The organism is Staphylococcus equorum, from assembly GCF_001747895.1.
GTDB classification, from domain to species: domain Bacteria; phylum Bacillota; class Bacilli; order Staphylococcales; family Staphylococcaceae; genus Staphylococcus; species Staphylococcus equorum_A.
This window is the reverse complement of sequence record NZ_LNNB01000028.1, coordinates 42,349-68,320: the sequence shown is the minus strand read 5'-3', so window position 1 is coordinate 68,320 and position 25,972 is coordinate 42,349. Positions and strand designations below refer to the sequence as shown.

The following is a 25,972-nucleotide window of genomic DNA, read 5'->3' as shown; positions in this document are numbered from 1 at the left end:
TATAATTGTAAACGCATTCACAAGCATATAAAAAAGAATAATTGCCGTTGGTAGTGGCAATTATTCTTTCACTAACTGAATTACTTTATCTTTTAAAATTTGATCTTCAAGCACTAGCAACTGATCTACATCATTTTCAGTTAAATTGGCTATCGTATGAATGATTTTTTTCATAACTGGAATATCTTGTTCTGCTATTGCTAAGAAAAAGACTAATTTCGCCCTATTTTGTTTCCAGCCAAAACCTTGCATATTTTTAAAAATTACCACGTGTGATTTCAGTACCTTTTCAGGGTCGCCATGGGGAATACTAATACCCTTTCCTATAAAAGTAGAAGAAAATTTTTCTCTTTCTAAAGCACTTTGAATATATTTTTCGGTAACTGAATGGTTGTCTCTAAAAATAATTTGCGCCTGTTCAAATACATAGGATGCTTCTGTTAACTCTTGTTTGTCTGAGTGTACATCAAATTGAATGGCTGCTAATTCATCCTGGTTTAGCACAGGATTTTGCTTATGGCGTATAAAGGATTGAATTTTATTAGCATCTTCGTTGGAAAATAGTGGCGAAACTTCCATTACTTGCAATGTATCTGGCACCTGAGATTTATCTATAAAGTGCGTCGTAATTAAAGCATCGACACCTGAAAAATCATACTGTGACACATCTTCTAACTTTAATGTATCTATCACGTGTATCCTATCATCTAAATTTGCTATCTTAGCTTCCAATAAACTTGAAATACCCAAACCATAATAGCAAGTAATTACGATATTAAAATGATTTTTCTCGTTACGATCTATGGATGATTGAAAATGTAATGCTAAAAATGCAATTTCATCTTCTACTAGATTTATTTTTGCGTCTTTAGACAGATGATTTACAGTTTCATATAAGGTGTTAAAAACAAAAGGATAATGTTTTTTAATATCTTCAGTTAATGGATTGTTAATGTAGACATTTTTAGCAATGCGTAAATAGGTTCTACTAAAATGTGAATAAACATTGTCTCGTAATGCTTTATCTTTGGTAAAATTCACTCCTACACTTTTTTCCATTTGATATATCATTCTATCGATGTAACTTTTAACGAACACTTTTTCTAAGCCTAAATCGTATTTATTAAAATAGTAACTAATAAAAAATGAAAACAATTTTGCAGTTTCATCACTTAACCCATATGCTAATTTTTTATTTATTTCGTCTATACAATGCTGGGCTATAATTTGTGATTCTTCATCTATAACCCACGAAGCATCATCGTCATTGTTTCTTTTAAATATAATAATAAGATGTATGAGCAATTGTCGAATTCGAATATCGGAAGTTTGTATTTGGTAATCACTTAAGTTACTTTTAATAATTTGAAATATCATTTGAATATGTGCTTCCGGTATTTCATTTAGAATGAATTGCTCTACGGTCTGGTCTTTTGTCGAGAGCTGATTTAAATGCAGAATTGCATTTCTTATATTCATTTCGTTACCATTAACTGTGATACCTTTTTTCTTAGTAATGTTTACACTAATATCAAATGATGTACACCAGGATTGTATTCTATTTAAATAGTCATTTACTTCTGATTTTGTTAAATCAAAGTCGTTTTCCAATTGATCAATGGTCATAGGTTGTTGATGCATTAGCAACTGATAGCCTAATTTCAACAGTATTTCACTTTCTTTATTCGTAAATGCTGTAACGATTTCTGCCAATTGTTCCACACTATATAAGGTACGATTCATTTTATATCCTCTACCTTTTACACTAACAATGAGTTCTTCCACTAACTCGCTATTAATATACTTAATATCACTTCGTACAGTTCTGTTGGAAACATTCAAGTAGTTCGCTATTTCGTTTGCACTTAAATAATCATTGTTATTATTTAATATTAAACGAATAAGTTTAGCATGTCTTTCTTGCATAGCTGCACCGCACTTTCCACATTATTACACGCCTTATTAGTAAGCGTTTCCTATAATATCAAATACATTGTAGCTATAACTCATTATATAAGCAAGGAGTTCACTGTTTGCATAACGTTACATTAATTTCTGCTGTAAATTATTGTTTTAAATAAAAAAGAGATAGCAACTGAAATTGTCATTCGTTACTATCTCTCAATTATTAGTTTGTTACTTTACTAATTGTTTGTTGTATATATTGATGTGCCACTTTGAGTTGTTCAATTTCTGTTTGACTGAGTTGAATTTCAAACCTCTGTTTAATACCTTCACTTCCCACTAATGTAGGTAGACTAAAGGCACTCTCATTCAAACCATATTCATTACTTATTGAAGTTAACGGCATGATGGTCTGTTGGTTTAATGCAATTGCTTGTATTAAATAATTAACTACTTTCGATATCGCTACATTTGTCCATCCTTTTTTATAAAACACATCCATAGATACCTGATCAATTTCTGAAGTTATACGTGTTTTATCGATTGGTAACGTATGCGTCAATTGTTCAAATTCATCTAATGTCATGCCATAAATTCTAACTTTACTCCATACTGGCACTGCATGTTGTCCATGTTCTCCAATCACAAATGCTTCAACATTCTTAGGGTCAACTTGGTAATATTTCGCAATCAATGTTTTAAAGCGAGATGTTTCCAAAGCTGTTCCAGTACCCATTATTTTATGAGAAGGATATTGAGATGCATTGCTCATATAAGTAATTGTATCCACTGGATTGGAAACTACAATAACAATCGCATCTTGTGTCACTTGATTAATTTGTTTCATGACTCCCTCAATCATAATTCTGTTACCTTTCGCTAGTAATACACGATCGCCCTCATTAGGATCTGTTGGCACACTCGCTGTAATCACAATGAATGATGCATTAGCTAAATCTTCATAACTACTTTCTCGAATATTGATGTGTGTTGAATTCGGTAAACCTTGCGTGTGCAAATGATCCAGTGCTTCACCACTTGCTCTTTCTGTATCTGTATCAATTAATACAATATCTGAGAATAAATTTAAATTTTGGACGTCTGTGAGTACTTGGCTTCCTACTTTACCAAGTCCAATGATTCCTATTTTGGACATTTTATCCCTACCTTATCTATAGAATATTAATATATGATACTTTTAACTACTATATAAAATGTAACAAACGCATTGTGTTACATCTTATTTTTCATATGGAATGACATCTTGACCGTATTCTTTTTTAATAAAGTCTTGTGTATCTTTTGATTGTAGTACTTTAATTAACGTTTGGTATTTTTTATCATCTTTATGTCCTTTTTGAACGGCAACTATATTTGCAAATGGTGATGATTTATCCTCAACTGCAATCGAATCTTTATGTGGTGTTAGACCGTTATCGATAGCATAGTTAGAATTCATAATAACTGCCGCGCCTTCTTTACTGTTATATGTTTTAGGTAAAAATTCAGCGCCTTGTTTGTTATTAAATTTTAAATCTTTTTTATTTTCTACAATATCCTCAAATTTTGCATCTTCAATATTTACACCTTTTTTAATTTTAATTAAGCCTTTATCAACAAAAAATGATAAGAAGCGTCCTTCTTCAGCAGGGTTGTTCGATACATAAATCGTTGATCCTTTAGGGATATCTTTAATATCTTTATATTTTTTACTGTAAACACCCATTGGCGTAGTTAAGACTTTCCCTACTTCTTCAATATTATAATTATGATCTTCTTTTTCAGCTTTCAGATAAGGTACATGTTGGAAAAAGTTTGCATCTACATCGCCTTTATCCAATAATTTATTAGGTACTTTATAGTCATTCACCGTCTTAATTTCTAAATCATAACCTTCTTCTTTCATTGCTTTTTTAGCATGTTTAAGCACTTCGCCATGTGGTGCTGGAGATGTTGCTATCGTGATTTTTTTATCTTCACCTTCGCCCTTTGAATTTCCGCATGCTGCCAATATAACTACTAATACTAATAATGAAACTAAACTTATAACCCTTTTCATCAAATCTCTCCTTATAATTTGTTTTACTTTACGACTAAAGCTATGTATAAAAAAATACTTTCTCTTCATTTTCAAGAGAAAGTATCCACCTTCTCTCATCTTTGAAAGTAAAATTACTTTCTGTGAATTAGCACCATTTCAAAAACGACGGTTGCTGGGCTTCATAGGGCACATCCCTCCACCACTCTAGATAAGAGTAAATCATATGCAATTGATTGTTTTAATCCTAGCATCGCGCTCATGATTAGTCAATAAGTTTTTAGAAAATTCTAAATCATTTGTTTTCATAAATATTTTTACTTTCGTTCCATGTGAAACAACAATCATTCTGATAAATAACTTTATAATTTGAGGAGTTTAAAGAAAGAATAATACCTTAATTTAATATATACATCTACAATAATAATATAAAATATATATAAAAGTATGCGTAATAATTTTATGAAGTGGTATATATACATTAACGAGATAGAAACAATACATAACATGAGGAGTTGCATAATAATGAGAATTTTAGTCTTAGGAGCAGGTGGTATCGGTGGTTACTTTGGTGGTCGCCTAGCTGAAGGTGGTCAAAACGTTACATTTCTAGTACGTTCAAAAAGAAAAGCATATCTAGAACGAAATGGTCTATCTATTCATAGCGAAAAAGGTGACTATCATTTCAACCCTCAACTTATTACAAGAAAAGACCGCGTGAAACCATTTGACGTAGTACTTTTGTCTTCTAAGTCTTATCATTTAGAACATGCACTTGAAGATTTAACACCATTTGTTAACGGCAGTACAGTGATTATTCCATTACTTAATGGAATCGCACATCTACCAAAGTTACAATCAACTTTCGGTGAAAATAAAATTATGGGTGGTTATTGCGTTATTGAAACGACTTTAAACCCCGTTGGTGAAATCGTTCATACAAGTCCTTTTGACAAACTCTTTTTTGGTGAATTAAATGGTGATCAAAGTGAACGTGCTGAACAAATTGCTCAAGCTTTTTCAAATACTAAGGCTGAATTTATTTTAAGTTCAAATATCCAGCAAGGTATGTGGCATAAATATTTAATGATCACTGTACTATCAAGTCTTACTACACTCATGCATGCACCAATTGGACCAATTCGTGATAGCGTGGGAGGCGTAGATTTTATTGAGTCACTATATAACGAAGCCGCTTCAATTATGCGTGCACATAATGCGCCCATTTCGGATAATATCGTCGATCAATATATGAAATCACTGCCGCAATTATCTTATCACTTCAAGACTTCTATGCAACGAGATATGGAAAAAGGATTAAATATTGAAGCAGATCATTTACAAGGTTATTTGTTACATTTAGCAGCATCATACCAAATAGATGCGCCTCTGCTAACTACTGTTTATCAAAACCAAAAAGTATATAAAGAAATGCTTCAATAGTAACTATTTATTATTGATTTCAGGGTGTCGACAAAATCTATTGTTTTGTTGGCATTTTTTGTGCACGCTTTCCGCGGGCACACCTCACCCTGTAGTCTCCGGCTAGTGCTTTTCCTTCCGGAGTCGGCACAAATCACTGACTTTATTTAAACAAAAATAATTTTATTATTGAACAAAGATTGTCTCAAGAAAAAATACCTATAAAAAATAAACCAAGTGCTATAAAAGCACTTGGTTTATCTATGTTTTGAAAGTATTCATAATAAAACATATTGAAACGTTTCATTATGTTATTTTTTTATCATTAATTTTTTGAAACCATTTATAATCAGCGGATAGAACAACGCTAAAATAGTCATCAACGATAAAACGATACTAATTGGGGATCCCAAAAATATATCTCCTACATTATTATTACTAACTATTAAGCTTTTACGGAAATTCTGTTCCATATCTGAACCTATAATTGCTGCCAAAATCAAAGGTGCAAGTGGAAAATCTAATAATTTCATAACTAATCCAATAATACCGAAAATAATTAAAATATAGAAATCAGTTATACTATAACCTAATGTATATGTACCAATAAACGCTAGCACCAAAATAATTGGATATAACACTTTTGGCGGTGTACGTAATATCTTTAATAACAATCCTATTAAAGCAATGTTTAAAATTACTAAAAATATATTACCGATAAACATGCTATTAACGAGTGTCCATATCGTTTCAGGTTCGTTTGCAAATAATAAAGGCCCTGGTTGTAAGCCTAGCATAACTACCGCACCTAAAATTACAGCTGTTGTCCCTGATCCTGGCACGCCCATCGTTAATAATGGTATTAAAGCACCTACTGATGCAGCATTATTAGAAGCTTCTGGCGCAGCTACACCTTCTATTTGACCTTTCCCAAAATTCTTACCATTTTTAGATATTTGTTTTTCGGTTGAATAGCTTAACATTGCCGCAATAGAGCCACCAGCTCCTGGTAAAACACCTATTAGAAATCCAATAGGACTTTGTCGAAACATAGCACCTCTTGTTCGTTTCCAATCTTCTTTTGATAATTTCATTGATCCTACATCAGCTTTAGGTGGTTTCAATGCATCTAAATGTAAATAATTATATAATACTTCTGCTACTGCATATACACCAATGATAACTACTAAGAAGTTGATACCTTCACTTAAATGAGGAATGTCAAAAGTGAAACGATAAATACTTGTTTGTAAATCAACACCTACCGTACTAATGATTAAACCGATACTCGTGGCAATAAACCCCTTGACCATCTTCCCAGATGATAAAGTTACAATAGCTGAAAGTGTAAATAAGAATAGTAAAAAATATTCTTGTGGGCCAAATTTTAAAGCAAAGGCAGACAATGGCTTAGCTAAAATGATAAAACCAAACACTGCAGTAATACCACCAATTAATGAAGCTATAGCTGAGATAGTTAGTGCTTTACCAGCCTCTCCTTTTTTGGTCATTGGATAACCATCGAATGTAGCTGCAATGGCTGATCCATCACCTGGCGTATTTAATAAAATCGAACTTCTTGATCCACCATACATGGCACCGTAATAAATTGAAACCATTAAAATCAGTGCACTTACTGGTTCCATACCGAATGTCACAGGTATCAGTACTGCAACCGCAGTCGCAGGTCCTAATCCAGGTAACATACCTACCACTGTACCTAGAAAACCACCGATAAGTACCCATAAAAGGTTCATCGGATGAAACGCAGTTGATAATCCTTCTAAAAAACTACCTGCATCAATCCCCATTTAAATCACCCTCCTTAAGGTAAACTGACATTCAATAATTGTGCGAATGTGTACCATGCAATGCCAGAAAAAATCACCGTAACTAAAATATTTTGTAACCATCTTTTATATCCATTAATTAAGAACATAATCGCACCTAAGAATATAATTGTTGAAATTAAAAAACCAAGACGTTCGAATATTAAAGCGTATATCACTGTTAAGATAATTGTTAAAACGATACGTATAAATGTTTTTCTTTCTAGTAATTGTGAAAAAGCTGTGAATTCTTCGTGACGTTTTTTAAACTCTTGATAAAAATAAACAATGCTCATTATAAGAAGTAATAAACCAACTAACATTGGAAAATACATCGGACTATTAGGGTCTCCAATGTTTGATTTTGGTATATTAATTGTTAATACTAAATAAACTACACCAAATAATATTAATAATACTGGAAAGACAAGTCGTGACATTTATACTCCCCCTTATTTCAGACCTGAATCTTCGACTAATTTTTTATATTTCTTGCGTTGTTCTTTTAAGAACGCTTCACTTTCTTCGCTATCTTTGTAAAAGTTTTCCCAATCATTGTTTTTTCTTATTTCTTGCCATCTGTCAGATTCAACTACTTTTTTCATTGTAGTATCCCAATATTCACGTTGTTGTGGTGTCATATCTTTCGGTCCCATGACCCCACGCCAATGTGGAAATACGACATCAACACCTTGTTCTTCCCAAGTGGGCACTTCTTCAATACCTTCAACTGGTTTATCTGCAGTGACTGCCAACATTTTTAATTTCCCAGTTTGGTGTTGTTCTTTAACTTCAGAGACTGCAGTAGATGCAACATCTACGTGACCACCTAATAAAGCCGTTTGTAAATCTCCTCCACTCTTATACACAAGGAAATCTATTTTTTCTACATCAACACCAAATTCTTTTGCTGCCTGTACAAATGCTAAATGATCATTGTTTCCTAAACCTGGTGCGACACCTATAGTTAAGGATTCTGGATCTTCTTTTAGTTTTTCCATCACTTCTTTACCAGAGCTTAAGTTAGATTGATTAGATGCTGTTAAACTAATCCATTCAGTTGCTAAAATAGCAATAGGAGTGAAATCATCTGTACTTAAATCACTTAGCCCTAATTCATTGTTAGATAATAATAAACTGGAATTAATAGATATGGTGTTCGGTGAACGTGATTTTAAATATTGCCAACCTACCTCTCCACCACCTCCAGGTTTATTAATAACATTGACATTTTGCTTTGTTAAGTTTTCATCAATCATAATTTTTTGAATGGCACGAGCTGTTGTATCCCAACCGCCTCCTGGAGAAGCCGGTGCAACAATTTCTACCGTTTCATTGGGAAATTCCTTATTTGACGCATTCGAATTATTATCTTTGCCACAACTTGCTAGCACAATTGAAAAAATGACAATTAAAATCCCCCATCTTTTCATCCTAATCCCCCTTTTGTTGAAAGCGTTTACAAACTAACTTTATATTATCAGATAATTCAGTCTATTAAAACATTAATTTATTCTTTTTATGTTTTTCTTATTTGAAAGTCAACATTTTAAAATTTATATTAAAATATTAATAAAAGTGCTAAGTATTATTTAAAAAGGGCATCAATAAGCTTCGTTATAATACTTTATCTAGTAGTTAAAATAAATGCTTAATCACAGTAGAAACAGGATATATTAAGTATAATGCTTTCTTTAAAATTCTATTTTAATCAAATATGTATTAATAAGGATTAAACGCATAATTTGGGGGGATTTACTATGGGACAGAATCATCCATTTGATAAAGCTACACAACTAACTGAAAAAACGCCAGGTGTTTATAGTGGCCATACGTCCGAAAAGTATGCCAATATGATTGGGCCGTTTGGTGGTGTTATTGCATCTACGTTACTTCGTGCCGTTTTAGAACATCCAGAACGATTAGGAGAACCAGCATCATTAACTATCAACTACGCAGCTCCTGTAGCTGATGGCGATTTTAATATTATAGCAACACCGACTCGAACAAATAGATCCACTCAGCATTGGTATATTGTGCTTTCTCAAAATGATAAAACTGTTATTACTGGAACGGCTGTTACTGCTCAACGACGAGATACTTGGTCTACTACCGAGATAGCGTTCCCTAATGTACCAGTTGCTGAAAAATTTGCACTTCCATCTATAGAGGGCGCACCACCTTGGTTACAGAATTATGATATACGAATTATTAAAGGGGCACCACTCGCGTTATCACAAACACAATCTAACAATGCTCATGATTCAACGACGCTTCAATGGATACAAGACAATCCAAAGAGAAACCTCGATTTTCTCTCACTTACTTCAATATGTGATGCTTTCTTTCCACGTATTTGGGTGCGTCGTGAAAAAATGGTACCGATTGGAACAGTTTCACTTACCATTTATTTTCATGCTGATTCAGAAACACTTAAAACACATGGCGATCGAGAAGTCTTAGGTCATACACGTGCGTTAAAATTCTATGATGGCTTCTTTGATCAAACTGGAGAAATATGGAGCTATGATGGAATTTTACTCGCGACGACGAGCCAATTTGTTTATTATAAAGAATAACTATCTTAAATTTCATAAGAATTAAAAAAGAGCTATAAAACATCTACGACATAGATGCTTTATAGCTCAATTTATGAAATATTTTAATGACTTACTTCTTCATTTTGAAAATGTCCACCATGATATTGATCTATATATTGATAATCATGTTCTGTACGCGCTTTCAAAATTGCGTTTCTTAATAGATTATTCACTTTATTTTTACCATGTATGATTTCGCCCCATACACGTGCATTTTCTTGTACAAATGTCGTGCGTGGTTTACGCTCTTCTTCAAATTCTTTAAATGCTCGTTCATAATTCGTTTCATGTTTTTCTAACATATCAGCCATGAATGATGCATCTTCTAAAGCTTGGCATGCACCTTGAGCTAGATACTGTAGCATTGGGTGCGCCGCGTCACCCATCAATGTGAAGTTGCCTTCTGACCATTGATCAATCGGCTTGCGATCAAACATTGGCCATCTTTTTTGTCTTGAAATATAGGAAACTGCAGTTTGCACTTTATCACATGTTCCTGAGAATACTTCATCCATTTCTTCTGGTGTACCCCAGTCATCTGCGAGTTCATTACCAGGTTGATAGTTTTTACTTTTAAATACAACAACTTGGTTATAAAGTTCACCTTTACGTACTGGATATTGTACAACATGCATATCAGGACCAATCCACATATAGACATCGTCCAAATTACCAATATTAGTAACTTCTTCCATTGGAATTGCACCTCTATATGCAACATATCCTGAACAAATAGGTTCGTCATCAATTAAATAACCGCGTGTAGTAGACCATAAACCATCTGCGCCGATAACAGCATTTCCTTCATGGCTATCACCATTTTTAGCTGTGACTTTTACATCTCCGTTATTTTTTGTTTCTATGTTTTTGATGTATTGATTTGTAGATAATTCAATATCAGGATGTTCTTCACATGCTTCTAATAAAATACGATGCAAATCAGAACGATGAAGTACGATATAAGGTGCACCATATCTCTCACGATAGTTTGAATCGATATCTAGCGCAGATAATTCTTCACCCGTAAATGCGTTCATTAATACTAACCGTTTTGGAAAAACAGCTACTTCATTAATCTTATCCATTACGCCTAATTTTTGTAATACATTTGTACCATTCGCCGCAAGTTGAATACCCGCGCCAATTTCTTTAATTTCTGGTGCCTTTTCTAAAACTTTAACATCATTTCCATTCTGAGCAGCACCCAAAGCTGTTGCTAAACCTCCAATACCGCCGCCAATAATGATCATTTTTTTATTTTCATTACTCATGATGTTTACCCCCTTGTTTTAAAAATCAACTTTAAAAAATTATTATGATTAAGTTATTTTATATCATGTAATGTTATTAACGAAAATCGTCTGTAAATTCGCTAATTATTTTTTGATGCCCCTTGTTTTCTTCTAAACTATTTCCTCTTTCTAACTCAAAACGATCCATAATTGGAATATCATTAACTGAGAATAAATATGAATCTTCACTTGCTACATGTTCATGCCAATTCCAGTTTGGTACTACAAAATAATCTCCTTTTTTCCAATTAAATTTCATACCATTAATAACAGTATAACCAGATCCTCTATGCACACAATATATAACTGAGTGTGTATGTCTATGTGCTTTTGTATGATGTCCTTTAGGTAAATGTGTCATTCTAGAGCCAACTGTTGGGTTAGCAGATTTTCCTGTTGATGGATTAATATATTCAACTGTAAATCCATCATATGGATCAGGTTCGAAGTTCATAAGACCTTTGATTGCATCTACAGTGCGATCCCATTTATAGTTAGCCAGTGGTGCTACATCAAATTTGTCATCACCAATTGGACGTACCATTCCACCTCGATATCTTTTTTCAGAGAAGTTATCTGGAACATCAGGTTGTTGCAATCCATCTTCGTATGGTTCAAAGAAAGTACCACCTAGATTATAAATAGTAGGAATATCTAACGCATCCATCCATATCATTGGTTCATCACCTAAATGACCATGACCATGCCATAAATTTTTAGGCGTTGTTAAAAAGTCCCCTTCTTCCATAAATATACGTTCACCTTGAACAATTGTATATGCGCCTTCACCGTCAGTTATAAATCTGAGTGCACTTTGCGTATGACGGTGTGAAGGAGCTTCTTCTCCTGGTTGTAATAATTGCACTGCTGCATAAAGCGTCTGAGTAGTCGATACATGTCCCCATGGTTGACGATAAGTTAATCCTGGGTTTTGAAAATAGATAGCACGACGCTCGCCACCTCTGTCAGGCGTAAATATTTCCGCTGCCTCTGATAATTTTTTCTTCAACAATTCACCACTCCATAAATAAGCTTGTGCGTGTGATTGTGGTGTCTTATTCATTACTTCAGGAATAGCTTCCCAAAGTGGTCCTAAGTTATATTGTTGAATATCTCGTGTGAAATCTTTTACGTCGCTGTCTTGTAAGAAACTTCCTTTATCTGCCATAAAAAAATCTCCCCTTTATAATATAATTTTATTCAGGCACTTTACTTAAATTTCTTTTAATTTGCCCAAGATGCTTTTCAATATGCTCATCAATAAAATGTTCAATAATAAATGAAACTGGTTTATTACCAAATTTTTCGAAATTTCGATGTGGATTTTCTTCCGCTAAACGACTTTCGTCAATTTTTGAAAGTCTTTCATTTACTTCGTCTTTCAAATTCGAAATTGATTGTATAACATTTTTAACATTTAATGCTTCTGGGTTAGACACTGCTTCTAATCTAGCTTCATCTTTCAAACCTCTTCCCCATTTTGAACCCGGTTCTGATAATACTGTTTCAGTTTCGCTTAACCAATATGAAGTCGCTTCTTTAACATGATTTAAAATTTGTAAAATAGACCATTCATCTTCTGTTGGGTTCCAACGTATTGTTTCTTCTGGTAAACCATCTACTACTTCTAAAATATTATCTAAAGTATGTTGAATTGATTCGATATACGTTTCTATTTTCGACATTTTATATGCCTCCTTCAAATTTATTTTTGTTTATTTTCTGCAACTACTTTATTTTCTAAAGCACCTATTTTATCGATTTCTATTTTTACGACATCGCCATCTTTCATAAATACTTGTGGATCACGCGCTGAACCTACGCCACCTGGTGTACCTGTTAAAACGATATCTCCTGGTTTCAATGTTGCTAATCCAGATAAGAAAGCAACTAATTTTTGAACTGTGAATACATGATTAGATGTATTTGAACGTTGCATTTCTTCACCATTTAAAGTGAGTACCAACTCTAATCCGTCTGGATCTTGTAATTCATCAGAAGTCATAATCCATGGACCCATTGGCGCTGTGCCATCTACTGTTTTTCCTTGTAGCCATTGCAATGTTCTTTGTTGAATATCACGATAAGTCACATCGTTAACGATTGTGTATCCTGCTACATAATTAAGTGCGTCTGCTTCAGATACGTTTTTTGCTTCTTTACCTATTACAAAAGCAAGTTCTGCTTCATAATCTAATTTATCTGAGATAGGATAATGAACAATATCGTCTTCTGGACCAACAATTGTATTATCAAATTTAGCAAATACTACTGGATTTTCAGGCAAGTCACGACCCATTTCTTTAATGTGTTCTTCATAATTATGTCCTACGCAAAACATTTTTCCTGGATTTTGAATAGGCGCCTCTATTTTTACGTCTTCTTTTTTATAAATTAATTGATGATTAAATACATCTGGTTTAGCTTGTGCAAACTCGATTGCTTCTTTAGCATAGTTTAAACTTTCTTCTCCACCTTCAATGAACCCCTTCGCATCAGATGGAACATATGCTTCAGCAATCGTTTCACTACGATATTTCCCCTTGCTTTGTAATAAAGCTTGAAATGCGTAGTTTAAATCTACTACTTCATTTTTTTCAGTTAATGTACCTAACCTAGAATAACCATTTGTTTTAAAAGTAATCAGTTTCATAAAATATCTCCCTTTGTTTTAAAATTTAAGTTTTATTTATCAATAAAAACTTATTCTTTCTAATGATTTTCCACTCATGTGATAATGAGTTCACCATTTGTAAACAATTATAATTAATTGTCAGAAAATTGTCAATCTTCCTTTTGGTAGTAATTCATTTCTATTAGTATAAAAAGTCATTATTTCAAACTAAAATTTAGGAAATGTATAGTGGTAGAATATTGTGCTATAATTTGTTTGCAATGAAGGAGCGTGAGTAATAAATGGCGGATAAAAAAAGTAAAGACTATATCCAATCTTTAGATACAGGTATTAAAATATTGAATGTTTTACAGAAATCTAAATCCCCTATGAAATTTAGTGAGATTCAACAAATTACTTCTATTACGAAAAGTAACTTATATAAATATATGAATACTTTAGCTAATAATGAATTAGTCTATCGTAATCCAGCTACAAGTGAATATCATTTAGGGAACCAACTCATACAACTGGGTATGTCGGCAATGGGTAATTTAGACTCTCTAGCTATTGTGACACCTTACTTACAAGAAATTGGCCGTCACAATAATAATACAGTGCTGTATTCAGTAATCACTAGACGAGGCCCAGTCGTTACAAAAATTTGGCATGCAGAAGGTATTTTAAATATTGGGGCACAAATTGGTACAGTACTCCCCCCGAAATCTTCTTCCGGTAAAATATTTGCAGCCTTTTTTGATGAAACTCAAAAAGAGTACGAAGATGAAGAATTAAATAAAATTCACAATCAACAAATTGCTTTTGCTGAAGAACCGTTGATCCCTGCAATTTCTTCTGTTTCTTTCCCTGTGTTTACATTTAATAAAGAATTAGAAGGAATCATTTCTGTTATAGGAGTAAAAGACAATTTACCGGATTCCGTAGACTCACCAGATACATATTATTTATTAGAAAAACAAAAAGAAATTTCTAAATTATTAGGATTACACCTTTAATATTCAAGATAATTTAAATCATTTTCTGTTGCTTAGTCTAATAATTGAATATATAATCACCCATTAAATTATTTTAATGGGTGATTTTTTTAAGGTTTAAATGTCATATTAATTACGCCGCTCACCCCTTTTCTACTTAGTTTTCTAACAGTTTGAAGTACCACTCCATAACAGTTAAATATTCTTAATTTTCACATTTTTCATTGTAATTGTAAAAAAACACCTATATAATCACCACTAAAGAACAAAGGACACTAATATGATAAATATACTGTTTTATTATTATATTTTATTATTAGTGTTTAATTTCATGGAGGGGTATATTTATGGGGGAAATCAATACAACCAAAGTAGTTAATAAAAGTAAGTTCAACAAATTTCATTTCAAATTAATTTTTTGGAGCTTTTTTCTTATTATTTTCGACGGCTATGATTTAGTTTTGTACGGGACAGCAGTACCTATGTTAATTGAGGATTGGGGGCTCTCCGAAATTGAAGCAGGTACTTTAAGTAGCTATGGCCTATTCGGCATGATGTTTGGGGCTATAGGATTTGGCATTTTAGCTGATCGTATTGGTAGAAAAAATGTCATAGCAATCACATTGATTTTATTCAGCTTATTTACATGTCTTTGTGGGTTTGCTGCAAATACAACACAGTTTGGCATCTATCGCTTTTTAGCAGGTTTAGGTTTGGGGGGTATCATGCCTAATGTCATTGCACTTGCAACAGATTTTGCACCTGAAAGAATGAAAAATCTTGTGGTTTCAATTGTGTTATGTGGCTACTCAATTGGTGGTATTCTTGCACCAGTATTAGGGTTAACATTAATGCCTGTTGGAGGCTGGCGTTCAATCTTTTGGGTAGCAATTTTACCTATATTTGCACTACCTTTTTTACTTAAACAATTACCTGAGACTTTTAGTTATTTAAATCGTACTAATAGGAAAAAAGAAGCAGTAAATACATTAAGAAAAATTGATCCAAAACTTAACATATCTATGAACGATACGATAAAAGATATCGAAGTTTCTACTACTAAAGTGCCTTTAATGGACCTATTTAAAGAAAATCGGGCGCTCAGTACAGTCTTATTTTGGTTAACTTTCTTTTGCTGTTTGTTAATGATTTTTGGTTTAAATACATGGCTACCAAATTTAATGATGCGTGCTGGATATGAATTAAATTCTAGTTTAGTATTTTTAATCGTATTACAAGTTGGAGCAATCATTGGAACACTTATAATCGGAAGACTATGCGACAAATTTGGTTCCAAAAAACTACTTGTGCCATTATACATTGCTGGCGCTATCTCTTTATCTCTATTGTCTTTAGGTAAAGATGTTAATATATTTGTTATTTATATCTTAATTGCAATCGCAGGCGCTGCTACCATAGGTTCACAAAATCTCGTTCAAGCTTTCGTATCGCAATATTTCCCAGCTTATATTAGATCCACAGCGCTAGGTACAGCTTCTGGTATTGGGAGAGTCGGCGGAATGATTGGACCACTAATGGGTGGCTTTTTACTCACATTTGCATTACCTATGCCGTTGTACTTTATCGCTTTTGCTATTCCAGGTTTAATAGCTGCCTTAGCACTTTATTTAATACCAATGCAGCATGCAAGTGAAGAATATAAAAAAACATATCAGGCCAAAGACGCGCCGAAAGACGTGCCGAAAGACGTGCCGAAAGACATACCAAACGAAGTTAAATAACTTAATAACCAAAAAATCTCAACCAATGTTGGTTGAGATTTTTTTATGCTTTATTCATATTATAAATTGTTTTTCTTGAAGCTGTTTCAATAGTTCAGCATAATTATTAATTGCTGTTTGATGTTTTAATCGTTCATTATTTTTTACATTGTTAAGTGGTTTATCTACAATTTTCATCATACTATTTGCAAATTCTCGAATATTATTAGGTTCAATAAGATATCCATTTTTACCATGTTCAATAATTTCTCTCGGACCATATTGAACATCATATGAAATGGCAGGGCATCCAACTGCAATGCTTTCCATAATTGTTAAGCCAAATCCTTCAAAGCTACTCGTTAATAGCGATGCTCTCGAAGCTTTAAATTCTGCTAATGGATTGGATGTATAGTCATTAATCTCAACGTAATCATTTAAAGCATATTCATTTATTAAATCTTTAAGCATTTTTAATTGTCCCGCTTCATCCTTACCATATAATACGAGTTTGCTTGTATAACCTGCTTCACGAAATAACTTATATGCTTTAATAAGATGGTCTAATTGTTTTCCTAAACCAAACCTGCCAATATAAATAAATTGATCTTTAAAGTTTGATGGTTCACGGGAAGGCTCTGCAACTTCAATAAAATGGGGTATTACAGCAAAACAGTCATCTTCAATAGAGTATAAATTTTGTATATCTGTTTTTTGATGATTCGTTAACACTAAATATTTAGTAACACTTTCAGAATGTGTAAGCGCGTATTTATATGCTTTTTTCACATTATTCCCATCTATATGTGAGCTATGAAATACCAATACATTTTTAGTATGATTTGTTTGTTTTAATAATGGTATATCTAAAAGTCTTGCATCATTAAAGACAATATCTCCATCTTTAAAACGATTTTGGAAATAATATTGAAAAAGCTGTTTTTCATTTTCAAATGCTTTAAAATGTTTACTCTCTTTATATAATTGAACTAATAATAGTGTTGTGTTTTCATCATCAGCAAAAAACTTTTCACAATATTTATTACCTTCTCTATCGTAGAATTTTTCTGCAATCTTCCCATAATTTCTAGTAGAAAAATAAATTTTCTTATGTAAACAACCAAAATTATTATATTGATGTCTCTCTACTCTTTTTTTACAATAAGGCGTCATAAAATCTTCGAATTCTAAAATATTACTTCCTGGTCTGAATTTTCTATATAGAACATATGTATCACCGTCATAATAACGAACGACATCCCTATTATTCTTTCTGATTTCACTTGTTAATCCTTCAATATCCCGTTCAACTTCATGATATTCTATTGTGTCACTATTAGCGTGTGGATTATATAATAATTTAAAATCAGATAGCCAATCATAAATATTTTCTACTCTAATTTGAGCATTTAATTTATTATTTTCCACAAATGATTTAATAACGTCATAATAGTTAGGATTATAATTTGTCGTTAATATTGTGTTTGTTTCATTTAAATCATTATGCATTAATTGAATTCTATTTAATAACGCTTTCGTTCTTCCACCATGTACTGGTGGCAATGTTGACGTAACTGTATAAAGCACTTATGACTCTCCCCCGATATAATAACTTGTAATAACAGTAGTATACCATATAAAATAAACTTTTTTATATTAATATAAATGTTTATTTCATAAATCAAAATTTCGTACAATTATGTAGTACATTTATAAACATACTGCCTTATCGCTAGAGATTAAATTAAAACAAATCGGGAAGATAATGATTAAGAAGGTGAAATGATGTTAGATAGGGAAGAAGTTTTTAATTATGTAAATCGTAAGTATGATGTGAAACCAGATTATCCTTGGAAAACTTATTCGAATTTTGCAGCTTTAAGACATAAAGATAACAAAAAATGGTTTGCTTTAGTGATGAATATTGCTCAAGACAAATTAGGGTTAAATGGCTCTGATGAAATAGATGTATTAAATTTGAAAATCAGACAAGAATTTATTGGACCTTTAAGAAAAAAAGAAGGATTTTACAAAGCCTATCACATGGATAAGTCCAATTGGATAAGTATCAATTTAAATGAGATTAACTCTATAAATCATATTAAAGATTTAATAGCAGAAAGTTATGAGCTAACAAATTAACTTTTACAGTTTCATTGATCATTTTTAATAAGACTTCATACTAAATTGACATTAAAAAACAGGTAAGCATCCTTAATTTATAAGATGCTCACCTGTTTTATTTTAATTATTTAATTTTACTGTTCCTCTGCTTCTTTTTGATTCGTACGTTTTTGTAATAAAATTGCTACCGCTGCTAAGATTAAGACTAAAACGGCGATACCGATAAGCCCAAGATATTTCGCAATATTACCAAAGACGATACCTACAACTAAGAAATCTGTATCTGAGAATGTCGTTGCTGCACCACCAAGTTCACCTAGGAATGGCAAGAACAGCAGTGGTAAGAATGTAATTAACAAGCCATTTAATGCTGAACCTGCTATTGCACCTCTAATACCACCACGCGCGTTACCAAATACGCCAGCCGTTGCCCCAAGGAAGAAGTGAGCTACTACACCTGGAAGTATAACTACCCCACCAAATAAGAATAAGACGAACATGCCCAAGACCCCAACTATAAAACTGACAAAAAAGCCAATTAATACAGCATTTTGTGCATAAGGGAAGACTATAGGACAGTCTAATGCTGGTTTTGTGTTAGGTACTAATTTTTCAGAAATACCTTTAAACGCCGGCACGATTTCAGCCAATATTAAACGTACACCCGTTAATATGATAAACACACCAGCTGCAAAAGTAACCCCTTGAATCAGTGAAAATACAATAAAGTTTTGACCGTCACTAATTTCTGTATGTACGAAGGTTGGACCCGCAAATAACGCTGCCACAAAATAGAGTAATGTCATTGTTAATGAAATACTGATTGTACTTTCTCTTAAAAAGCTCAAGCCTTTAGGAAAATTAATTTCTTCTGTTGATTTAGACTTTCCTTTAAATAACTTTCCAATCTCTCCAGCTGCCCAATAACTGATCGTACCAAAGTGACCTAAAGCGACTTGGTTAGTCCCAGTTATTTTCTTCATTGTTGGTTGTGCTAACGCTGGTAATATAGCCATAATCAATCCTAAAATAATAGATCCTGTGATTACTGTCAATGTCCCAGTGATATTACCTACTGACAGTAATATAGCTAAAAAGGCTGCCATATAAAATGTATGATGACCTGTTAAAAAGATATATTTCAAATTCGTAATACGTGCGATAATGATATTAACAATCATCCCAAACACCATAATTAATGCTGCTGTTGTGCCATATTGTTCTAAAGCAATTGAAATAATCGCTTCGTTATTAGGTACGACACCTTGCACGCCAAAAGCGTGTTGGAATATTTTTCCAAATGGTTCTAATGATTGTGTTACAACATTCGCCCCTGCGCTTAACACTAAAAATCCAAGTATCGTTTTAATCGTACCGGACGTGATGTCAGTGGCTGATTTTTTCTGCATAATTAGACCTATTAAAGCAATTAAAGCAACTAATATAGCAGGTTGACTCAAAATATCAACGATAAAATCTAGGATAGGTTTCATAACGTTGCCCCCTTACTTCTAATTTATAAAATGTTCAAATCACTTAATTTCTCATTCAATTTATTTTGTAACTCTTCTTTATCTAGAATGTTATCTAAAACAATAACGTCCCCTAAGTGCTTTGTATTTTCTTCTAAATCTCTACCACAAATAAATAAATCTGCCATATCAGGGCTTGCAGACATGACATCACTGTGTTCAACTTTAACGTCTGATGGTGCATTTAAATTTTTTAAAGCTTCCTGTGCATTCATTTCCACCATAAAGCTACTTCCTAAACCGTGACCACATACAACTAAAATTTTCATTTTCATCATTCTCCTTTAAATATATTTATTATTTCATCAATGTCTGTTGCTGCTAATAATTTATTAACTGTGTTCGAATCCCCTAAGATTGTTGCTAAATTTCTTAAAATTTCTAAATGTCCCTCGTTATCAACAGCGCTTAATACAAACACGAGAGACGCATGATGTCCGTTCTCAGAAAAGTTAATATGGTGATTCAATTTCAATAAACTTAATCCTATTTTTTTAACATCATCACTCGGTCTAGCATGCGCTATTGCAATTTCAGGTGCTATTACAATATAGGGCCCTAATTCTTCTACGCTATAAATCATCTTTTCAATGTATTGTTGTTTAAAGTACCCTTGTTCTAGCAGAGGTTCAGATGCAACACGAATTGCATGTTTCCAATCATCCACTCGATCTCGTATCTGTACTTTATCCGATGATAAAATTTCCGGACTCATTTATATCCCCCTTATTAATGTTGACTTACATCACGAATACATGACATGATATCTGCTATATTTCCAGAAAACAGTGTTGCTCTCGTTGCTTCCTCCATGATTAGCTCGCTAAATTGTCGCAAAGCATTTAAATGTATCTGCGGCTGCTCCGTAGCTAATGTAATAATGATATGCACTGGATCATATTGCTGATGATTAAAGATCACACCCGTTTTAAAATGAACTAAACTAAATCCCACAGGTTGTTTAACATGTTTATGGTTAGCATGAATCAATGCAATATGAGGACTAATTACCATATAAGGTCCAAATGCATCTAATTGTTCAATAATGTCAGCAGCATAGGCCTCATCTACGATTTGATCATTTACAAGCGGTGATACACATTGTCTAATTGCATCATTTCTTAAAAGTGTTTGCTGTTGTGTCAATATTCGAGATTGTGGTAATACTTCTTGTAACGTTGGCCCTAACCCTTTAACATCATTTACATATCGCTCTCTTGAATGGTTAATAATTTCATTTAATTGCTTTCGATCGTCTTTATTTAAAAATGGCGAAACCCTAATTACTGGTACGCTTGCTTGTTCAAAAGGAACCGTAGAAATGATATAATCAATACCTTCATGTTTTAGCATTACTTCATCTATTTCATATATAGAATAAGCATCTACAATTTCTAATTCTGGATAAATATGATCCATCCTACTTTTTAATAATTGAGATGTTCCTATACCTGATCCACAAAGTAACACGACTTTAATGGCATTTGTGGTCACTGCTGAAATCCGTTCAATCGCAGAAGCAAAATGCAATGTGATATACGATAATTCATCATCAGTAAAGTGTATTTGGTAATTTTCTTCAATGCCCCATACATGCCTTTTAATTCCTTCTATAATATGGTGATACTGCGTATGGATTTCCCTATTTAAAGGGTTCGCATGTGTCATATCAAACTTCAATCGATGAATTGCAGGTCTCAAATGTACGATTAAACCATTTGCTAATTTGCTATCAGACATTAAATCTAGTCCTAAATCACCACTCATACGTTCAATCAATTGTTCTGTTAATATCTCTAAATCGTCTATTTGTTGATTGAGTTCATTCACTTCTGACGTTTTAGCACCCAATAAATGTAAAGTAATAAAAGCTGCCTCACTTTTTGGAAATTCAATCTGAAAAATAGCTTCTAATTTTTCTTTAATTTTAAGTGCAATATGAAATTGCTCTGTTTTAGCAAGCTTTTCATACTCTTTATCAGGTATATCGAAGGCAAAATGTTCATTTGTACGATGAAGCGCAATCAAAATGTGATAAATCAATCCATCAATTGCACTTTGAACTAATTGATATTTTGCATCTAATAATATAGAAGTTACTGTTAAACGAATTTGTTCTAACTCTTTATTCGAAAAAAGTTGATGACCCATGTGATGTGTGTGCGTTTGAAAATATTCATGTACACGTGTGGCATAGGCTTTACGATAAGCGTTTTCCTCACCCTGAATTACAAACCCTTTATTTTTCTTGTACTCAAGAAACAAATCGTTTTCTTCTAACCAAGATTGAACATTTTTTAAATCTTCAACAATTGTACGACGTGTTACTGAAACCAATGTTGCTAATACTTGGGATGATGTGGGTTCAATCGATTCAAACAGCTTCAAAGTGATATATAATATGCGTTCTTTCTTTGAATAATGCATCGATGTTCCCGTATATTTTGGCTCTAATGTTGCCAACTGAAGCGCTGTTGTTGTAATCTTTATCCCATCATATTTATTCCGATGAATCGTTAAATCTAATTTATCTTCCATAGTTTCAATGTATTCAAGATCATATTGGATTGTTCTTTCAGATACATTGAACTGTGTTGCTAAATTATGAATTTGAACAAAGGCTTCACGTTCAAGTAAGTACGTTAATATATGATGTTGTCTCTTGCTTAACACATCAGCAACCTCCTTACAGTTATATTGTAATCGCTTTCTTGTACGTGTGGATGTGTAATCTATTTCGTCTCACAATACGAAAAGTTGCACATCTAAATAAAAAATACTATTTTTAAATTATAAAATGCATTGATCTAATTTGATACATCTTTGTTTATTTTTCAAAACAAAAAAGATGTAAAAGTAATTAAACTTTTACATCTTTTGCTGACATTATTTCACTACCATAACAAATCATTCAATTATTTATTATTTTTTACTTCTTTATATAAATCTATCATTTCCTGGGCAATATCTTTAAAAGTGATTGCCGTCATTAAATGGTCTTGACTATGCACTGTTAACAGCGTCAAATTGATATGTTCACCTTGTGCTTCCTTTGTTAACATATTCGTTTGTACATGATGTGCTTCAAGCAAAGCAGCTTCAGCTTGTTTCAGTTTCGTTTCCGCTTCATCAAACGCACTTTTTTTAGCTGCAAATATGGCTTCCATAGCATGACTTTTAGCATCACCACTATAAGCAATGAGCGACATTGCAAATTCCAAATTCTTCTCTTCTTCAGTCATTGTTCCACCCCTATTCGCTCATTAAACGTTCAGCTGCACTTAATACGTTTGCGCCATTCATCGTACCGTAATCTGTCATTTCAATGACTTCTACAGGTATGTTTTTGTCTGTACATTTTTTAGTATATTCATCTTTTTTAAAACGGACTTGTGGACCTAATAACAAAACATCTACTTGAGCATCTTCAATTTTTTGATCCGCTTCTGTCGTTGAGACTGCAAATATTTCACGGTCTAAATCTTGGTTTTCAGCTTCTTTTTGCATTTTCTGAACTAACATACTTGTACTCATTCCAGCTGCACATACAAGCATTATTGTTTTTTCTGCCATATAAATCCCTCCATTTATTATTACTATACCCTATCTGTTAATTGATCTCGCTATCATGGACAATGTGTGGCGTTGTCCACGTATCGCTTTACTTAATTCAAAAATATTTTCTACAGGAGCTAAACCGCCATAGCCTGCGTCACCAATATGTTGAATATCCACACCGCATATTTTATTTCGAATTGCGAAGTCCCTAATTGTACTGGCGTCAGAACTCTCTTGACTTGTCCCTATTGCTGACATGACTAAACCACCATGATGATGGACTGCTTTCACTATGTCTTTTAATTGTGCTTCATCAAATCCTGGAACTGTTCCAATAGATGGTACTAAAATAATATCAGCACCTGCATCAATAAATTTTTCAACATATGCTTTAGTAATTACAGGTTCATCTACACCTGCACTGTGCATTTTTCCGGCTATAATCAATCCTGAAAAATTTGCTCTTGTCTCAGCAATTGCACCAACAATTTTTTCATTAGATACGCCAGTACCTGGATTCCCCGTCATGCAAATAAAGTTTATGCCTAATTTTTCTAAAGCTTTTACTGTTTTCGGACTTGCTTGTCGTCCTTTAGCAATATTTAATTTTTCTTCTGCCATGCTCGCTTGCTCATCTACTGGTTCTAAATTGACACCTATAGGTCTTGCAACAAGACGTCTTAATTCTTTAATGACATGTTTTTTCTCGTCTATGTTTTCTACTTTAGGATTGAACACGTCTAATCCATTTAATAAAATCAAATCTGCTCCGAATGCACGTGATAGTTCTGCATTTGTTATGTCGGGTATCACTGGTGTACGCGTAACAACATTCTCTGCTAAAACAACGCGACCATCACTTGCTTTAATACTTTGTTTTAATTCTTCAGCCGTCATTTTCACTATTTCTGAGGCATTAGCACTTAATAATCTCTTAACCATATTATCTACTCCTTTATTTTGGTTCTTCCGTTTCTTTTTTTCCGTTTACTTCTTTATCTTCTAAATATAAATTATATTTCTCCATTGCTCTATAAAATGGGTAATAGAGTAAAATATCGATAATGATACATACAATTTGAACCAATGAACCACTATAATGCCCTGTCGCTAAAAATCCACTGATGATAGGTGGTATCGTCCATGGCATCGCCGTCCCATTGGTGAGATGCACGATACCGCTCGACATTGCGAAATATGTTATCGTCGCATTAATCATTGGTGCTAATACAAATGGAATAATTAATCTCACATTAAGTACAACAGGCAAACCAAACAATGTTGGTTCATTAATATTAAATATTCCCGGCATTAAAGTAAGTGGTGCCATCGTTTTTGTGATTTTACTGGAACGTTTTTTAAAAGCTAATATCGCAATTACGATGACTAGACCTATTGTTGAGCCACCGCCTCCCATAAATACAAAATTATCAATAAATGGCTGCGTTATGATATGCGGTAAGTCTCCGTGTGGATTGGCTTGATATGCTAGACGGTTTTCATCAATATTTTTCAACCAAATTGGTTGCATAACTGCATTTACTACGTTTGCACCATGGATACCGACAAACCAAAAAGCACTATTAAGACCAACTAAGATAATGGTACCGATCAAGCTACCTCCCATCAGACTTAACGGTACACCTAATGTATTAACAATCAATTCATGGATGTTGCCAAACGGTAAATTATCCAATGCGATATATACAGCAAGCCATAATATTATAATAGCTGCCCCAGGTATTAATGCGCTAAAACTTTGTGCTACTGCTGGCGGTACTTGATCTGGCATTTTGATTCTAATGTTTCTATTGATAAACCACTGAAAGATTAACCCTGAAATAATACCAATAATAAGTGCTACAAATAAACCCTGACTTCCCATATATATTTGAGGTATTGCTTCTTCAGGTACTTTATCTCCAGTCATTACATTCGGTGTGACAACTAAAAATGCTGACATCGCAATAATACCGGCTGAAACCCCATCTGTATTGTATTGCCGGGCAATACTATGTGCGACACCAAAACTTGCAACTAGTCCCATTAATCCGAATGTCCCATTCACTGCTTTCATTAAATATGGTTGAATCCCCTGTGTTTCTAGCCACTCTATCCAGCCCGGTATCGCAATACCACTGATTACTAAAAATAATGAACCAATAATAATCAAAGGCATTGCAACGATAATGCCATCCCTCATTGAAATCAAAATTTTATTTGATCCCAATTTAGAAGCGACTGGTAACAAATGTTTTTCTAATGCGTCATTAAATTTACTCACATCAACACCCCATCGTAGATTCGATTTTGAAAACGCTTTCAATGTTTTGATTAATTAT

24 protein-coding genes and 1 riboswitch are annotated in these 25,972 nt (G+C 33.1%); of the genes, 5 read left to right on the top strand and 19 right to left on the bottom strand.

Features of this window, described 5'->3' with window-relative positions; genetic code table 11:
* Positions 1 to 60 precede the first annotated feature (60 nt).
* The 3 genes from AST02_RS11195 to AST02_RS11185 all read right to left on the bottom strand — a co-directional run bounded on the left by AST02_RS11195 (position 61) and on the right by AST02_RS11185 (position 3,964).
* Complete coding sequence (locus tag AST02_RS11195) at positions 61 to 1,926, bottom strand: BglG family transcription antiterminator (protein ID WP_069817842.1); 1,866 nt, start codon at positions 1,924 to 1,926, stop codon at positions 61 to 63.
* 202 nt (positions 1,927 to 2,128) lie between these two features.
* Complete coding sequence (locus AST02_RS11190) at positions 2,129 to 3,061, bottom strand: lactate/malate family dehydrogenase (protein ID WP_069817841.1); 933 nt, start codon at positions 3,059 to 3,061, stop codon at positions 2,129 to 2,131.
* Positions 3,062 to 3,145: 84 nt separating this feature from the next.
* Entirely contained in the window at positions 3,146 to 3,964 is an 819-nt protein-coding gene (locus tag AST02_RS11185; RefSeq protein ID WP_069817840.1) for a MetQ/NlpA family ABC transporter substrate-binding protein, read from the bottom strand.
* A 92-nt stretch (positions 3,965 to 4,056) separates the two neighbouring features.
* Positions 4,057 to 4,161: riboswitch (SAM riboswitch) on the bottom strand.
* Between the two features lie 307 nt (positions 4,162 to 4,468).
* Here AST02_RS11185 and panE point away from each other — a divergent pair.
* Positions 4,469 to 5,386 (top strand): 2-dehydropantoate 2-reductase, encoded by a 918-nt coding sequence (gene panE / locus AST02_RS11180; RefSeq protein WP_069817839.1) that lies wholly within the window; start codon positions 4,469 to 4,471, stop codon positions 5,384 to 5,386.
* A gap of 290 nt (positions 5,387 to 5,676) precedes the next feature.
* Here the strand turns inward: panE and AST02_RS11175 are convergent, their stop codons facing one another.
* Genes AST02_RS11175 through AST02_RS11165 form a run of 3 tightly spaced genes read right to left on the bottom strand, consistent with a single transcriptional unit; the run spans position 5,677 to position 8,627 of the window.
* Entirely contained in the window at positions 5,677 to 7,176 is a 1,500-nt protein-coding gene (locus AST02_RS11175; RefSeq protein WP_069817838.1) for a tripartite tricarboxylate transporter permease, read from the bottom strand.
* Between the two features lie 14 nt (positions 7,177 to 7,190).
* A complete protein-coding gene (locus AST02_RS11170) occupies positions 7,191 to 7,634 on the bottom strand; it encodes a tripartite tricarboxylate transporter TctB family protein (RefSeq protein ID WP_069817837.1) in 444 nt (147 codons plus the stop codon).
* Between the two features lie 12 nt (positions 7,635 to 7,646).
* Entirely contained in the window at positions 7,647 to 8,627 is a 981-nt protein-coding gene (locus tag AST02_RS11165; RefSeq protein WP_069817836.1) for a tripartite tricarboxylate transporter substrate binding protein, read from the bottom strand.
* A 327-nt stretch (positions 8,628 to 8,954) separates the two neighbouring features.
* Between AST02_RS11165 and AST02_RS11160 the strand changes: the two genes are divergently transcribed.
* Positions 8,955 to 9,773, top strand: coding sequence for an acyl-CoA thioesterase (locus tag AST02_RS11160; protein ID WP_069817835.1), 819 nt, complete (start codon positions 8,955 to 8,957; stop codon positions 9,771 to 9,773).
* 83 nt (positions 9,774 to 9,856) lie between these two features.
* Here AST02_RS11160 and AST02_RS11155 read toward each other — a convergent pair whose 3' ends face one another.
* The 4 genes from AST02_RS11155 to AST02_RS11140 all read right to left on the bottom strand — a co-directional run bounded on the left by AST02_RS11155 (position 9,857) and on the right by AST02_RS11140 (position 13,739).
* Positions 9,857 to 11,065: an FAD-dependent monooxygenase gene (locus AST02_RS11155; RefSeq protein WP_069817834.1), complete on the bottom strand. Its 1,209-nt coding sequence runs from the start codon at positions 11,063 to 11,065 to the stop codon at positions 9,857 to 9,859.
* A 76-nt stretch (positions 11,066 to 11,141) separates the two neighbouring features.
* The gene (locus AST02_RS11150; protein ID WP_069817833.1) at positions 11,142 to 12,254 is read right to left on the bottom strand and encodes a cupin domain-containing protein; all 1,113 of its coding nucleotides are present in this window, start codon (positions 12,252 to 12,254) and stop codon (positions 11,142 to 11,144) included.
* Positions 12,255 to 12,282: 28 nt separating this feature from the next.
* Entirely contained in the window at positions 12,283 to 12,771 is a 489-nt protein-coding gene (locus AST02_RS11145) for a DinB family protein (RefSeq protein WP_069817832.1), read from the bottom strand.
* A 20-nt stretch (positions 12,772 to 12,791) separates the two neighbouring features.
* On the bottom strand, positions 12,792 to 13,739 hold the full coding sequence (locus tag AST02_RS11140) for a fumarylacetoacetate hydrolase family protein (protein ID WP_069817831.1): 948 nt from the start codon (positions 13,737 to 13,739) through the stop codon (positions 12,792 to 12,794).
* Between the two features lie 263 nt (positions 13,740 to 14,002).
* Here AST02_RS11140 and AST02_RS11135 point away from each other — a divergent pair, with 263 nt between their 5' ends.
* Positions 14,003 to 14,716 carry an IclR family transcriptional regulator gene (locus AST02_RS11135; protein WP_069817830.1) on the top strand — a complete coding sequence of 238 codons (714 nt, stop codon included), beginning with the start codon at positions 14,003 to 14,005 and terminating at the stop codon, positions 14,714 to 14,716.
* A gap of 326 nt (positions 14,717 to 15,042) precedes the next feature.
* Complete coding sequence (locus tag AST02_RS11130) at positions 15,043 to 16,437, top strand: MFS transporter (protein WP_069817829.1); 1,395 nt, start codon at positions 15,043 to 15,045, stop codon at positions 16,435 to 16,437.
* Between the two features lie 54 nt (positions 16,438 to 16,491).
* Here AST02_RS11130 and AST02_RS11125 read toward each other — a convergent pair whose 3' ends face one another.
* On the bottom strand, positions 16,492 to 18,003 hold the full coding sequence (locus AST02_RS11125; RefSeq protein ID WP_069817828.1) for a glycosyltransferase: 1,512 nt from the start codon (positions 18,001 to 18,003) through the stop codon (positions 16,492 to 16,494).
* A 198-nt stretch (positions 18,004 to 18,201) separates the two neighbouring features.
* On the opposite strand from AST02_RS11125, the gene AST02_RS11120 reads away from it, so the two are divergent.
* A complete protein-coding gene (locus tag AST02_RS11120; protein WP_069817827.1) occupies positions 18,202 to 18,558 on the top strand; it encodes an MmcQ/YjbR family DNA-binding protein in 357 nt (118 codons plus the stop codon).
* Positions 18,559 to 18,674: 116 nt separating this feature from the next.
* On the opposite strand, the gene AST02_RS11115 is transcribed toward AST02_RS11120, so the two are convergent.
* The 8 genes from AST02_RS11115 to AST02_RS11080 all read right to left on the bottom strand — a co-directional run bounded on the left by AST02_RS11115 (position 18,675) and on the right by AST02_RS11080 (position 25,914).
* Positions 18,675 to 20,033, bottom strand: a complete 1,359-nt coding sequence (locus AST02_RS11115; protein WP_069817826.1) for a PTS ascorbate transporter subunit IIC — start codon at positions 20,031 to 20,033, stop codon at positions 18,675 to 18,677.
* Positions 20,034 to 20,056: 23 nt separating this feature from the next.
* Entirely contained in the window at positions 20,057 to 20,341 is a 285-nt protein-coding gene (locus tag AST02_RS11110) for a PTS sugar transporter subunit IIB (protein WP_069817825.1), read from the bottom strand.
* 5 nt (positions 20,342 to 20,346) lie between these two features.
* Positions 20,347 to 20,787 carry a PTS sugar transporter subunit IIA gene (locus AST02_RS11105; RefSeq protein ID WP_069817824.1) on the bottom strand — a complete coding sequence of 147 codons (441 nt, stop codon included), beginning with the start codon at positions 20,785 to 20,787 and terminating at the stop codon, positions 20,347 to 20,349.
* A gap of 14 nt (positions 20,788 to 20,801) precedes the next feature.
* Complete coding sequence (locus AST02_RS11100) at positions 20,802 to 22,745, bottom strand: BglG family transcription antiterminator (RefSeq protein WP_069817823.1); 1,944 nt, start codon at positions 22,743 to 22,745, stop codon at positions 20,802 to 20,804.
* A gap of 242 nt (positions 22,746 to 22,987) precedes the next feature.
* On the bottom strand, positions 22,988 to 23,314 hold the full coding sequence (locus AST02_RS11095; protein ID WP_069817822.1) for a PTS lactose/cellobiose transporter subunit IIA: 327 nt from the start codon (positions 23,312 to 23,314) through the stop codon (positions 22,988 to 22,990).
* Between the two features lie 10 nt (positions 23,315 to 23,324).
* Positions 23,325 to 23,645, bottom strand: a complete 321-nt coding sequence (locus AST02_RS11090) for a PTS sugar transporter subunit IIB (RefSeq protein ID WP_069817821.1) — start codon at positions 23,643 to 23,645, stop codon at positions 23,325 to 23,327.
* Between the two features lie 30 nt (positions 23,646 to 23,675).
* Positions 23,676 to 24,572: a DUF7916 family protein gene (locus tag AST02_RS11085; RefSeq protein WP_069817820.1), complete on the bottom strand. Its 897-nt coding sequence runs from the start codon at positions 24,570 to 24,572 to the stop codon at positions 23,676 to 23,678.
* Positions 24,573 to 24,585: 13 nt separating this feature from the next.
* Positions 24,586 to 25,914 carry a PTS sugar transporter subunit IIC gene (locus AST02_RS11080; RefSeq protein WP_069817819.1) on the bottom strand — a complete coding sequence of 443 codons (1,329 nt, stop codon included), beginning with the start codon at positions 25,912 to 25,914 and terminating at the stop codon, positions 24,586 to 24,588.
* Between the last annotated feature and the right edge of the window lie 58 nt (positions 25,915 to 25,972).